Source organism: Rossellomorea sp. GCM10028870 (assembly GCF_042666755.1).
Classification (GTDB): Bacteria; Bacillota; Bacilli; order Bacillales; family Bacillaceae_B; genus Rossellomorea.
In genome coordinates this window covers 536,916-549,390 of the sequence record NZ_JBHTGN010000001.1, presented here as the reverse complement: position 1 = coordinate 549,390, position 12,475 = coordinate 536,916, and the positions used below count along the sequence as shown (strand labels likewise).

Here is a 12,475-nt window from a genome sequence, read left to right as displayed (position 1 = left end):
CCTCCTTGCTCTTATACTCTTGCTTCTTCTTTTACATTTCCAGGGTACACCTTATAGTCTTCTTCACTTCGCAAGACCCTTAATGCCCCTTCCGCAAGAGCTTGCAGTTCATTTTCTCCTGGTTGAATCACGACATCCGCTATCCAATTGATTCGATTGCTTATCGCCTTTACAAACTCTTTACCATAAGCAAGTCCACCCGTTAGCACAATGGCGTCTACTTTACCATTAAGGACGGCACTTGCTGCCCCGATCTCTTTAGCAATTTGATACGCCATCGCATCGTACACGGCTTTGGCATTTTCATCGCCATTTTCAATCATCTTCTCTACTTTTACTGCATCGTTTGTTCCAAGATAACCGACTAAGCCACCTTGACCAACGAGTTTCTTCATGATTTCATCACGGTAATAATCACCTGAGAAGCATAGGTCAACTAAATCACCCGCTGGAACCGTTCCTGCTCTTTCAGGACTGAATGGGCCATCGCCATGTAAACCATTATTCACATCTACGACTTTCCCATTGCGGTGGGCACCGACGGTAATTCCACCACCCATATGAGTGACGATCAGGTTTAGGTCCTCATATTTCTTTCCGAGTTCCTTTGCAACTCTTCTTGCTACCGCTTTCTGATTTAATGCATGGAAAATACTCTTTCTTTCAATGAGTGAAAACCCTGAAACCCGGGCAAGGGATTGCAGCTCGTCCACTACAACAGGGTCGACAATATAAGACGGAATGTTTAATCCAGAAGCAATTTCAAATGCTATAATCCCACCAAGGTTTGATGCATGCTGACCTGAAAATCCTTCCTTAAGATCCTTCAGCATGTCATCATTCACTAAGTAGGTGCCGCCTTCTATCGGTCTAAGAAGGCCTCCACGGCCACAAACAGCACTTAGCTTTGAAATGTTGATCCCTTCTTCATCTAACGTTTGAAGAATGGTATCCTTTCTGAATTCATACTGATCAATGATAGTTGGAAATTCATTAATCTTGTCTGTATCATGACGAATTGTCTTTTCAAAGATAGATCGATCATCATCGAAAACACCAATTTTGGTCGATGTCGATCCAGGGTTAATGACTAATATTCGATGTTTGTTTTCTTGCACTGTTGTTACCTCCATTTGGGTAGCTGTTATTATTATGTTTGTACGTAGAATTTTTCCCCTATGATAGATAACCCCTTAATCTGTTCGATGTTCGTATTAACAGGGAAGAAACGCTCTACTCTTGTTAGAAATAAAGCGTTTTTTCTTCTAATTATCCACGTCTGCTTAAAATATGTTGGCCGTTTTGTAAGAACTGGCTTCTTGAACGGCGCATTTTCTCGATTCTTTCTTCGGCCATACGATCAGCTGCTACGTAAGTTGGAACATTATCACGTTTAGCGATTTCTATTACTCGCTCCACGTTGTTATAAACTTGCTCCACTTTCTTCATGGCTCTTTCACTATTGTAGCCGTATAATTCATCCGCTACGTTGATGACCCCACCCGCATTGATGACATAGTCAGGTGCATAAACGATCCCCATTTCATGGATAGCGTCACCATGACGAGTTTCTTTCAATTGGTTATTCGCAGCTCCAGCAATGACTTTTGCTTTAAGCTGTGGAATGGTTTCATCGTTAATGATTGCTCCTAGAGCACATGGGGCAAAGATGTCACAGTCAACTCCATAAATATCGTTGATGTCAACAGCTTTTGCTCCAAATTCATCTACTGCACGCTGAACCGCTTCTTTATTGATATCTGTTACGATCAGGTTCGCTCCTTCTTCGTGAAGGTGACGACACATATTGTAAGCAACATTTCCGATTCCTTGAACGGCGATCGTTTTTCCTTCAAGTGAATCCGTTCCGAATGCCTCTTTCGCTGCCGCTTTAATCCCTCGGTATACGCCGTACGCAGTTACTGGAGATGGGTTACCTGAAGATCCGAACGCTGGTGAAATACCTGTAACATAATCTGTTTCTTCATGGATCAAGTCCATATCAGCAACTGTTGTCCCCACATCTTCAGCCGTAATATAACGACCGTTCAGTCCTTGAATGTAGCGACCAAATGCACGGAACATTTCTTCATTCTTATCTTTGCGAGGGTCACCGATAATGACCGTTTTCCCTCCACCTAAATTAAGACCTGCTGCAGCATTCTTGTACGTCATACCGCGTGCAAGGCGAAGCGCATCTTCAATCGCCGCTTCTTCGGATTCATATGTCCACATACGAGTCCCACCAAGTGCAGGTCCAAGTGTAGTATCATGAATCGCAATGATTGCTTTCAAACCTGATGATTCATCTTGACAGAATACCAATTGCTCATAATCATATTGTTCCATATAGCTAAAAATTTTCATTTTCATTTCCCCCTAAAGTCTTATATGTTTTGATTTGTATCACTAATTATTTGAAGCAGAGCATATAGCCAGTGCCAGTGAATATAATTTACTTTCTGCACTGTCGGCTCTGGATGTTAATACGATTGGTGCTTTTGCTCCAGCGATCACAGCCCCTACTTTCGCTTTTGCAAAATAGATCAGGGACTTGTAAAGAGCATTGCCTGTTTCGATGTTTGGAACGAGAAGGATATCCGCTTGTCCTGCGACTTCACTTTCAATCCCTTTATGTTCAGCAGCGTGGTGTGAAACTGCATTATCCAAGGCTAATGGACCATCCACGGCACAATTTCGGATCTGACCTCTTTGATTCATCATCGTAAGAGAAGCAGCATCAACTGTTGCCTGCATAGAAGGATTCACTACTTCAACTGCCGCTATTGGAGCTACTTTTGGATGGAAAACACCGATCGAACGGGCAATCTCGACGGCATTTTCAATAATTTGCGCTTTTTGCTGGAGATCAGGTGCAATATTCATCGCTGCATCCGTAATAAATGTCAGTCTATCAAACCCTTCCACCTCAAAAGCTGCTACATGTGATAAAACATTGCCTGTGCGGAGACCCCACTCTTTATTCAATACTGCTTTTAAAATAACAGCAGTAGGGACATTCCCTTTCATCAGGGCACCTGCTTCATTTTCCTTCACAGCCTTTACAGCCAGTTCGGCTGATTTCTGCGGCGAAAATGCATGCTTGATTTTAATGCTGCTGTGAGATCGAAGTTGCGGTGCGACCTCTTCTATAAGAGAGATGATTTCTTCTTTATCGCCAAAAAGTAAAAATTTGGCCATATCTTTTTCAACTGCCATAGCGACAGCCCCAAGGACTTCTTTATCTTCTGCAGCAGCAACCGCTACAGTGGAATTTTCTATCTGGGTTGCTTTTTCCACCAAAGATTGTAGATTCATGTATGTCGTTTCAACCCCTTTTTTCTGTTATTATGTTCCCACAAAACCTCTTGCAAGAACCGTGCCAACTTCCAATATACTGAAAACGCTTTATTCGATCATGTTTGTTCATGCAATATTTTTCATACCACGCAAATTATTTCATGCTAATTATTTCAATGTTATATTTTTCAATTTTATAATACAAGTTTCGAACAGACACATTTAATGCTTTGGCAGTTGCTGTTTTATTACCATTATTCTGCTCCAAAACCCTTTGGATTATATTTTTTTCATATTGTTCCACTTGCGTTGCAAGGTCCTTAACGGTGCCCTCCGTCTCATAAGGAACTTCTTTAACAAGGGTTTTAGACGTATTTTCCAGTTGAGGTAAATGCTTGATGTCTATCTTCACTTCGTTGTAATTCATAAAGATAATGGCCCTTCCCAATACATTTTCAAGCTCTCTTACATTACCCGGCCAATGATAATTCATTAAGTTATTCATTGCTTGCTCTGTTACCCCTTCAACATTTCTACCGTAATCCTGATTGATCTTCGTAATAAGGGTTTCGGCAATGCGGGGAATATCTGATTTACGATGTCTTAGTGGCGGAATCTGAATGGGCATTCGATTGAGCCTATAGTAAAGATCTTCTCTGAATGAGCCGTCAGCGATTCCTTTTTCCAGATTCACATTTGTCGCTGCAATGACCCTGACGTTAATCTGGATGGATTTTGTCCCCCCCACACGAACGATCTCGTTTTCCTGCAGGACCCTCAGTAACTTAGCTTGAGTATTGGCACTCAATTCTCCAATTTCATCAAGAAAGATACTTCCATTATTCGCTTCTTCAAACAAACCTCGCTTACCTCCCCGCTTCGCTCCTGAAAATGCACCTTCTTCATAACCAAATAATTCACTTTCCAATAAGTTCTCTGATAGTGCGGCACAATTGACCCGCAGGAATTTGTTGAACTTTCGATTACTCGCATTATGTATAGCGTGTGCAAATAATTCTTTCCCTGTACCGGATTCACCCCTGAGAAGAACTGTGGCAGGCGTTTTTGCCCCTAATTTAGCTTGTTCTACCGCAATCATCATTTCCTCTGAATCCCCTATGATGTCTTCAAACATATACTTCGCTTCAAGAGTGCGAATAATTCTTCTGGCCCGATCCAACTCCTGAGTAAGTGACTGAATCTCGGACATATCATGAATGACGCCTACACTCCCCTTGAGTTTACCATTCACGATAATAGGAGCTACATTAACAATAACTTCTTTTCGCTTCGGACCTACCCGCATCCTCGTTCCCCTGATGGCTCTTCTTGTTTGCAAGACTTTCAAGTGGATACTCTCTCCTTCAGAAATGTCTGCCGTTGCCGGTTTTCCAATTACTTCTTGTTGGGAGAGTCCTGTGATTCTTGTATAAGCAGGGTTTATTAATATCCCCTTCCCTTCTTCGTCGACTACTGAGATTGCATCATCACTGGAATGAATGATGGCTTCAAGCATCGTTTGAATTTCTTTAAGATTCGTTATTTCCTCTGCAAGATTCACGACTTCCGTGATATCTTTAAATACAGAAAAAGCTCCGATAATTTCATCATTGTCCGTAATCATTGGAATACGATTGGAAATGATTTTCAGCCCATTGTCCAAAACAACTTCCTGATGAATTTCAGTTCGTCTGGTTTCAATCGTGGTGGTTAATTTACTCTCTGGAATCACATCAGAAATATGCAGCCCCATTACGTCTTCCTGGTCCTTACCGATCATTCTTTCTGCACTTTTATTGAAGAGCATCACATTTCCCTGGTCGTCTATTCCGACCATACCATCATCAGTAGAGTTAAAAATGAGGTCTCTTTTAAAGGATTCACTTGTTAATTGATGGATGAGATCTTCCTTCTCTTCCAGAAGCTTTGAAATAAGAAAGGCAACACTGCCTGGAATAATAACGGTGTTCTTCCCCCGCCTATCTCTTATATTTTCAAACACTTTTTGTTCACCGGTCACTTCAATGACGATATCAACAGAATCGTTCAGGAATTGTCGCCAATCAGTACCAACCGGTATCCCCAGCTCTTTAGCCAACAACATCCCTGAAGCGTTTTCATTTAGGTCTACAACTGCGATCACTTTCATGACGGAAGCTTCGTGGAGGATTTTCAAGATGGCTGTTCCACCCTTACCCCCGCCGACAATTAGAACCTCTTGCAACATTTTTCACCCCGATTATCGATACCTGCAATTTTTTTCACAAACATAATGTTACACTACTTTTCGAAACTTGACAATTTTCTAGTTGGAGTTAGAATTTTAGTATGGAAACGAAAAAGGAGTTATGCACCTCATGGTCCGTCTAATTGCCCTTATTATTATGTTGATTCCCGGCGCACTCGCTGCTCTAGGGATTAAATTGATGAGAGATATGTTATTTGGCATTCTGCAGCCTCCCATACCTTATTTATGGTTGCAATTTGTCATAGGATTAGTATTCTTTATATGCGGTCTCGGTTTTATCGCAGGATTTGTTCTACACCGAGATCGGAAGCGGAATAAAGTACAGTCCCGATTCAACAAAAAAGGCTAGCGCTTATGTATGCGCTAGCCTTTTTTACTTTCTCTCAGCTTCCATGCCTTTTCAGGATAGTCCGTTACAAATGCAGTGCAACCTACATTCAGTAATCTCTCCATTTGTTCCACTTTATTCACCGTGTAAGGCCTGACACAAATCCCGTTTTTCATCGATTCAATTATGATTTCATCCTTGACTGCCTTCAGGTTGGGGTGTATCGCTTTCGCCCTTAGAGATTGGGCATAAATCCAAGGCATGAATAACCCTGATGAGTATAGTGGGGCAATCTCGATTGCAGGCTCCAATCGGTAGCACGCTACAATCGAGTAATGATTAAATGAAGAGATAATGATACGATCTTCAAATCCAAACTCCCTAATCAAACCGATCACTTTTTCTTCTAAGCCCTGATAGTCCATAATACTGTTTTTCAACTCAATATTACAAAGTAAGTCATTGCTCTTTAACCACTGAAATACCTCTCTCAATGAAGGCACACGATTTTTTTTAAACAACTTACTTTTAAATTTATAATTCGCTTGCAGTTTTTGAATTTCCTTAAGCGTATAGTCTTTGACGAACCCTTTCCCATTCGTGGTGCGATCAACCGTTTCATCATGAATCACGATGATTTCTCCGTCCTTCGTCAGCTGAACATCTAATTCAATACCGTCTGCCCTCACTCTTTCAGCTTCATAAAACGCCTCCATTGTGTTTTCCGGATGAGTCCCGGCTGAGCCACGGTGTGCAAAGATTAGTGACATGAGCGCACTCCCTTTTCTTTAGGTAAGATCCAATCCTGTATGTACATTCTTTAGCGACCCTTATGAATGTTTGTCTACTCATATTATATACTTATTTTAAATCTCCTCAAAGGATGAAACCTTTTCAAAAAAAAATCCTGAGTTTCTCAGGATTTTTCCGATTTACCCGTCAAGGGTGTCATCTTATTAGAACCAAGAGCATCTTCTTCTGCGGCGGCGGTCTTCAATACCTCTTACATCGTCTCTGTCACAACGGCGTACAGCTCTGCAGAAATCTTCCCCTCTAATAAAGGCTCTTACAGGAACTCTAAAATCGTCTCTATCTCTGTCGAATGCACCAGCTACATCATCTCTATCACGAAAGCATCCCATTTTCTCACCTCCCCGTTCATATTTTTGCACTACATTGTATCTTATGTATTGAGGGACAACCTGTAAGGGCGTACTCCTTAATTCAAAAAAAAGAGGCGATTGTTACTGAGGAAACGGACCCGGACACAGGAATCGTTAAACCAAAAAACCCTACGAAACCAGCTGGGTTCATAGGGTTTTAATCTTACTATTCAGCTTTTCAAAATGAAGCACTAGTCCTTACTCTTTCATGAAGCCATATGTTCTAAACGAAGCTTATCAGCAACCATAGCGATAAACTCAGAATTCGTCGGCTTAGCCTTGGACATACTCACTGTGTATCCGAATAAAGAAGAAATTGAATCGATATTCCCTCTGCTCCAAGCCACTTCAATTGCGTGACGAATCGCCCGTTCTACTCTTGATGCTGTAGTGTTGTATTTTTTCGCAATATCAGGGTAAAGTACCTTTGTAATTGAACCAAGTAATTCAATATCATTATAAACCATAGAAATCGCTTCCCTTAAATATAAGTACCCTTTAATATGTGCCGGAACGCCTATTTCGTGGATGATACTTGTAATACTTGCATCTAAATTTCTTGGTTTCTGCTCGGTATGCATTCTGGATGAGGAAGGTTTTTTGATGATTGAGTTTGATTTACCGCTGACTTGTCTAATGTGACTCACTAGATTTTCCATATCAAATGGCTTTAGGATAAAGTAAGAAGCTCCAAGGTCGACGGCTTTCTTCGTTACATCTTCTTGACCGAAGGCTGTCAGCATAATGACATTAGGAATGCTCTTCTTTTCACGAAGTCGTTCTAACACAGCAAGCCCGTCCAAATGAGGCATTATAATATCCAAAACCAGGACATCCGGATCCACTTCTTCTAACAAATCTAAACAATCTTGGCCATTATGAGCAATTCCTACTACTTCCATATCATTTTGTGAAGCAATGTAGTCTTCCAATAATGACGTCAGTTCACGGTTATCATCCACAACACATACTTTAATCGATTTCACTACAGGTTTCCTCCTCAATCCTAATTAATTCATCTCTGTAATTTTATTCTAAATTACTTTTTCGACAATGCAACCTAAATTCCTTTTATTTTTGAAAAAAACTTGAAAAATATTATATTTTCTTTGATTTTCTAAAGATTTCTTTATATTTCGACCCTATTCGATATTTACTCATGGGTTTGTCGAATAATCTTTATTTTAACAAGTTATACCTCGTTTTGGCAAACTGTCCTGAGTGAAAACATTCATTTTACACGAAAAAAAAGAACCCTTATAAGCACCCACGATCGGGACTTTAGTAAGGGTTTTCCACTTTTAGCTTGCTCGGTCATGATTTTTCTTGTAAATATCGATTCCAGCTTCACTGAGCATCCATTCAATGTGTACACCATACCCGCTTGTCGGATCGTTTACAAATACATGTGTGACAGCCCCGATGACTTTTCCGTTTTGAATGATGGGACTTCCACTCATGCCTTGGACGATTCCACCTGTTTTCTCCAACAGCTTGGGATCTGTCACTTTTAAAACCATCCCTTTTGTTGCCGGATATTTCTGAGGAATGGTACTGACAATTTCAATATCGTACATTTCTACATCTTTCCCATCTACCACAGTCAATATCTGGGCAGGTCCTTCTTTTACTTGGTGGGAAAGAGCGATGGACATCGGTTTATCCATCAGGTCGTTATCAATGGTTTGGTTTAATTCTCCAAAAATCCCGAATGGACTGTTTCGGGTTATGTTCCCGATTACGTTTCGATCAGAAGAAAAACGGGCTAATTTCTCACCAGGTTTTCCGTCCTTTCCTTTTTGAATGGACGTTACTTCTGAATGAACGATTTCTCCGTTTTCAACCACAATCGGTTTTTTTGTATCCATGTCTGAAATGACATGTCCCAGTGCCCCATATTTCTTGGACTTCGGATCGAAGAACGTCATTGTGCCGATTCCAGCTGCAGAATCACGAATATACAAGCCTAATTTGTAGTTATTTTCCCCTTTTTCTTTTAACGGAAGCAATTGAGTTTTTACGGTCTCTTGTTCACGCTTAATCACAACGTCTAAAGATTTGGATTCTTCTCCTGCTTTCTGAACAAAAGGAGCAACATCCGCAAGCTCTTCAATTTTCGTTCCATTTATTTCTGTTATCATATCTCCCACTTGTATTCCCGCTTTTTCGCCGGGGGACATCTTACCAGCCTCTGTTTCAACTAAATGGTGACCTACCACCAACACCCCGACAGTATTTAATTTCACCCCGATGGATTGACCACCCGGGATCACCTTGAAATCTTTCAGCACTTCTACATCGACTTTTTTTATGGGTAAACCAGCTAATTCAAAGACAACTTCATCCTTACCTACAGAACTTCCTTGAATCGAGAGCTTACCTTCCTCTTCTTTAAATTGAACATGTTGATTATCAGAAGAACCCATCGTTGTAACGGATGTAGCCTTAGGGAGAGCAACTTGATCCCCTTCCATTACCCTTACAGAGTTCGGTGTATTGATAAATTGTTGAACCGGTTTGTAAAAACCAATAAGACAAAGCGAAACAAGGAGAATTCCACCTATACATTTTCTTAACCAATCTAAACTCAATATATTCACTCTCCTCGCTTCTAATCCACACACACTAACTATTGGCTACAGTTTTAATTTTGCCTTTATAAGCCACATTTATAACTGGTAATCATGAAAAAAAGCTACCCCAATTGGATAGCTTTTCATGTTTCTTTTATGGATCCTGCTAATTGCAACAATTCCTTTGCGTGTTCCAATGTTAAATCTGTAATTTCCACTCCTGAAATCATCCTGGAGATTTCTTTGATCTTTTCCTTCTCTCGAAGACGTTTAACCATTGTACTCGTTCTGCCGCCTGAAAGTTTTTTCGAAATAAACAAGTGACAATCTGCCATTGCAGCTACTTGCGGTAAGTGAGATATACACATCACCTGGGAATGAATGGCGACCTGATAAATTTTTTCAGCGATCGCCTGTGCGACTCTTCCACTTACTCCTGTATCGACCTCATCAAAAATGATGGAGGTAATTCCCTGGTGCTTTGAAAAGATCGTCTTCATAGCTAACATAATGCGGGAAAGCTCCCCACCTGAAGCAACTTTGGATAACGGCTTTAAAGGCTCCCCTGGATTGGTGGATATGTAAAACTCCACTGTGTCCCAACCATCCTTTTTAAAATGCTGAAAGGAAAACGATTCATTTTCTCCACTTTTCACAAAGCGAACTTCAAATTTCGTTTTATCCATATAAAGTTGCTTTAGCTGCTCATGAATACTTGCAGTTAATTTTTTCGCCCACTGCTTTCTTGTCTGCGACAGATTTTTCGCCTCTAATGATAAATCTTTCTCGAGTGATTGTAATTTGCTTTGTAAATGTTCCACATGTGAATCTTTGTTCATGATGGTTTCAATTTCTTCTTCGATCTTTGAACTATATGCCAGAATTTCTTCTACAGAAGAACCATACTTTCTCTTTAAACCGTTAATCTCATTCAGTCTCGCCTCAATGAGATCCAAACGGTTTGGTTCAAATTCCAGCTGATCTAACTCTCCCCTTACTTGGTGAGCAGCGTCTTCAAGCATATAAAAAGCATTCGAAACAGATTCCAGAGTCTTTTCATATTGAGAATCCACTTCTGCAGCTGTCTCGAGATGACTCATAGCAAGTCCAGTCCAGTCAAGCCCTTTTCTCTCACCTTGAATGCTGTCATAGGACGTCTGCAACGCCTCAAAAAGCTTTTCAAAGTTCATAAGCTTCCTTTTCTCTTCCTGCAGCTCATCATCTTCATTTAATTGCAGGTTTGCATCATGAATTTCTTTCAGCTGAAACTGAATCAGATCCAAACGATGCGCCATCTCCTGCTCGTTCTCATTGAGCCTGTTAAGCTGCTTATAAATGGAAAGGTACTCTTTATATACTTCCCCGTAACTCGAGAGACCAGAAGCAATCTCTTTCCCTCCAAATTGATCCAGTAAGGAAAGATGCAGGCTTTCATTCATCAGTTCTTGATGCTCATGCTGTCCATGTATATCAATAAGTGAAGCCCCGATTTCCCTCATAATCGCAATCGTCACGAGCTTACCATTGATTCTGCAAACACTTTTTCCACTGCTCGAGATATCCCGTCGAAGAATGATCATTCCTTCTTCGATCTCTATCCCGAAGCTCGCTGCTTTAAGAAAGCAAGGATGAGTTTCATTATCAAGAATAAATAACCCTTCAATTTCAGCCTTTTTCTCCCCATGCCGCACGTATTCTGAGGATCCTCTTCCACCAACCAGTAAATGAATGGCATCAATGATAATCGACTTACCTGCACCAGTCTCACCTGATAAAACGGTCAGACCTTCTTCAAAGGAAAGAGAGAGGGATTCGATTATGGCGAAATTTTTGATTGATAGTTCTTGTAGCAAAACATTCACCTCAAATAAAAAGGAACTTTTCCCTCAAACAATTTAAAAGAAAAGCTTCCTATTGGATTTTGTATGAAGGGCTGCCTTACATACAGCCCATTAATTTTATTTTTGATTCTGCAATTTAAAGCATATCTAAAAAACGTTCTGAAACAATCTTCGTCTCTTCTTCAGTGCGGCAGATGATCAAACATGTGTCATCTCCACAAATCGTCCCTAAAATCTCTTCCCAGTCCAAGTTATCAATTAAAGCACCGATCGCATTAGCATTACCAGGTAGAGTCTTCATGACCAGCATATGCCCGGCTTGGTCCACTTTGACAAACGCATCCGTCAGGGTACGCTTAAGTTTTTGCAGGGGATTAAAGCGCTGATCAGCAGGCAAACTATATTTGTATCTCCCATCCATCAACGGCACTTTAACTAAATGCAATTCTTTAATATCCCTCGACACGGTAGCCTGGGTCACATTAAATCCTGCATTTTTAAGGCTTTCCACTAACTCATCCTGTGTTTCCACATCTCTATTCGTAATGATTTCTCTTATTTTAATATGTCTTTGCCCTTTGTTCATCATAGAACATACACCTCTTACATTTGATTAAAACCTGTATAAATATACCTCTACGCATATGTTAGCCTATTTTGTATGGAAGTACAATAAAAAAGAAAAGCGGAAGGGGCTCGTTCTGGGGCGACTAGCATAAGGCGAGTAAACCTGAAAGGCGTTTTTTGCCTTTTTGGGTTACTTGACTTATGACCTCGAGCCCCAAGCCCCTGAAGCTAGACAATGAAAAGCGGAGGCGCACAGTTAGGCCCGACAAGCATATTTCGGAATTTTTCAAGTGAAGTTATTTGCTATTTACCCCATTTCAGTTGCAGATAGGGGTAATTTCAACAAAATGAGGTAAAAAATCGATCAATTGCTGCTCAGGAGGGGTTAAACATACATCAATTTAGAATGATACCATTTATTATTTTCAATTCGCATCACTTTATTTTCAATTTCC

Annotated in this window: 11 protein-coding genes; 1 reads left to right on the top strand and 10 read right to left on the bottom strand. The window is 40.6% G+C overall.

Annotation, left to right across the window (positions count from 1 at the left end):
• Nucleotides 1-11 precede the first annotated feature (11 nt).
• The 4 genes from buk to ACFQWC_RS02790 form a co-directional block, all read right to left on the bottom strand.
• The gene (buk, locus tag ACFQWC_RS02805) at nt 12-1,133 is read right to left on the bottom strand and encodes a butyrate kinase (RefSeq protein WP_341356577.1); all 1,122 of its coding nucleotides are present in this window, start codon (nt 1,131-1,133) and stop codon (nt 12-14) included.
• A 136-nt stretch (nt 1,134-1,269) separates the two neighbouring features.
• Nucleotides 1,270-2,367 (bottom strand): branched-chain amino acid dehydrogenase, encoded by a 1,098-nt coding sequence (bcd, locus tag ACFQWC_RS02800; RefSeq protein ID WP_341356578.1) that lies wholly within the window; start codon nt 2,365-2,367, stop codon nt 1,270-1,272.
• Between the two features lie 42 nt (nt 2,368-2,409).
• A complete protein-coding gene (yqiS, locus tag ACFQWC_RS02795; protein ID WP_299738275.1) occupies nt 2,410-3,318 on the bottom strand; it encodes a phosphate butyryltransferase in 909 nt (302 codons plus the stop codon).
• A gap of 136 nt (nt 3,319-3,454) precedes the next feature.
• A complete protein-coding gene (locus tag ACFQWC_RS02790) occupies nt 3,455-5,524 on the bottom strand; it encodes a sigma 54-interacting transcriptional regulator (RefSeq protein WP_299739598.1) in 2,070 nt (689 codons plus the stop codon).
• A gap of 133 nt (nt 5,525-5,657) precedes the next feature.
• Between ACFQWC_RS02790 and ACFQWC_RS02785 the strand changes: the two genes are divergently transcribed.
• Nucleotides 5,658-5,897, top strand: a complete 240-nt coding sequence (locus ACFQWC_RS02785; protein WP_299738277.1) for a DUF2627 domain-containing protein — start codon at nt 5,658-5,660, stop codon at nt 5,895-5,897.
• Between the two features lie 14 nt (nt 5,898-5,911).
• Here the strand turns inward: ACFQWC_RS02785 and ACFQWC_RS02780 are convergent, their stop codons facing one another.
• The 6 genes from ACFQWC_RS02780 to ahrC form a co-directional block, all read right to left on the bottom strand.
• Nucleotides 5,912-6,646 (bottom strand): glycerophosphodiester phosphodiesterase, encoded by a 735-nt coding sequence (locus ACFQWC_RS02780; RefSeq protein WP_299738278.1) that lies wholly within the window; start codon nt 6,644-6,646, stop codon nt 5,912-5,914.
• A gap of 186 nt (nt 6,647-6,832) precedes the next feature.
• Nucleotides 6,833-7,018, bottom strand: coding sequence for a hypothetical protein (locus ACFQWC_RS02775; protein ID WP_299738280.1), 186 nt, complete (start codon nt 7,016-7,018; stop codon nt 6,833-6,835).
• A 227-nt stretch (nt 7,019-7,245) separates the two neighbouring features.
• Nucleotides 7,246-8,025 carry a sporulation transcription factor Spo0A gene (gene spo0A, locus ACFQWC_RS02770; RefSeq protein WP_299738282.1) on the bottom strand — a complete coding sequence of 260 codons (780 nt, stop codon included), beginning with the start codon at nt 8,023-8,025 and terminating at the stop codon, nt 7,246-7,248.
• Nucleotides 8,026-8,340: 315 nt separating this feature from the next.
• Nucleotides 8,341-9,630 carry a SpoIVB peptidase gene (gene spoIVB, locus ACFQWC_RS02765; RefSeq protein ID WP_341356579.1) on the bottom strand — a complete coding sequence of 430 codons (1,290 nt, stop codon included), beginning with the start codon at nt 9,628-9,630 and terminating at the stop codon, nt 8,341-8,343.
• 125 nt (nt 9,631-9,755) lie between these two features.
• Nucleotides 9,756-11,465, bottom strand: a complete 1,710-nt coding sequence (recN, locus tag ACFQWC_RS02760) for a DNA repair protein RecN (protein ID WP_299738286.1) — start codon at nt 11,463-11,465, stop codon at nt 9,756-9,758.
• A 124-nt stretch (nt 11,466-11,589) separates the two neighbouring features.
• On the bottom strand, nt 11,590-12,039 hold the full coding sequence (ahrC, locus tag ACFQWC_RS02755) for a transcriptional regulator AhrC/ArgR (RefSeq protein ID WP_044340153.1): 450 nt from the start codon (nt 12,037-12,039) through the stop codon (nt 11,590-11,592).
• Nucleotides 12,040-12,475: the final 436 nt, after the last annotated feature.

What these genes read in the sequence shown, in the direction of transcription:
- ACFQWC_RS02780 (WP_299738278.1), bottom strand. Translation starts at nt 6,646, where the DNA reads ATGTCACTAATCTTTGCACACCGTGGCTCAGCCGGGACTCATCCGGAA.
- buk (WP_341356577.1), bottom strand. Translation starts at nt 1,133, where the DNA reads ATGGAGGTAACAACAGTGCAAGAAAACAAACATCGAATATTAGTCATT.
- yqiS (WP_299738275.1), bottom strand. Translation starts at nt 3,318, where the DNA reads ATGAATCTACAATCTTTGGTGGAAAAAGCAACCCAGATAGAAAATTCC.
- ACFQWC_RS02775 (WP_299738280.1), bottom strand. Translation starts at nt 7,018, where the DNA reads ATGGGATGCTTTCGTGATAGAGATGATGTAGCTGGTGCATTCGACAGA.
- ahrC (WP_044340153.1), bottom strand. Translation starts at nt 12,039, where the DNA reads ATGAACAAAGGGCAAAGACATATTAAAATAAGAGAAATCATTACGAAT.
- ACFQWC_RS02785 (WP_299738277.1), top strand. Translation starts at nt 5,658, where the DNA reads ATGGTCCGTCTAATTGCCCTTATTATTATGTTGATTCCCGGCGCACTC.
- bcd (WP_341356578.1), bottom strand. Translation starts at nt 2,367, where the DNA reads ATGAAAATTTTTAGCTATATGGAACAATATGATTATGAGCAATTGGTA.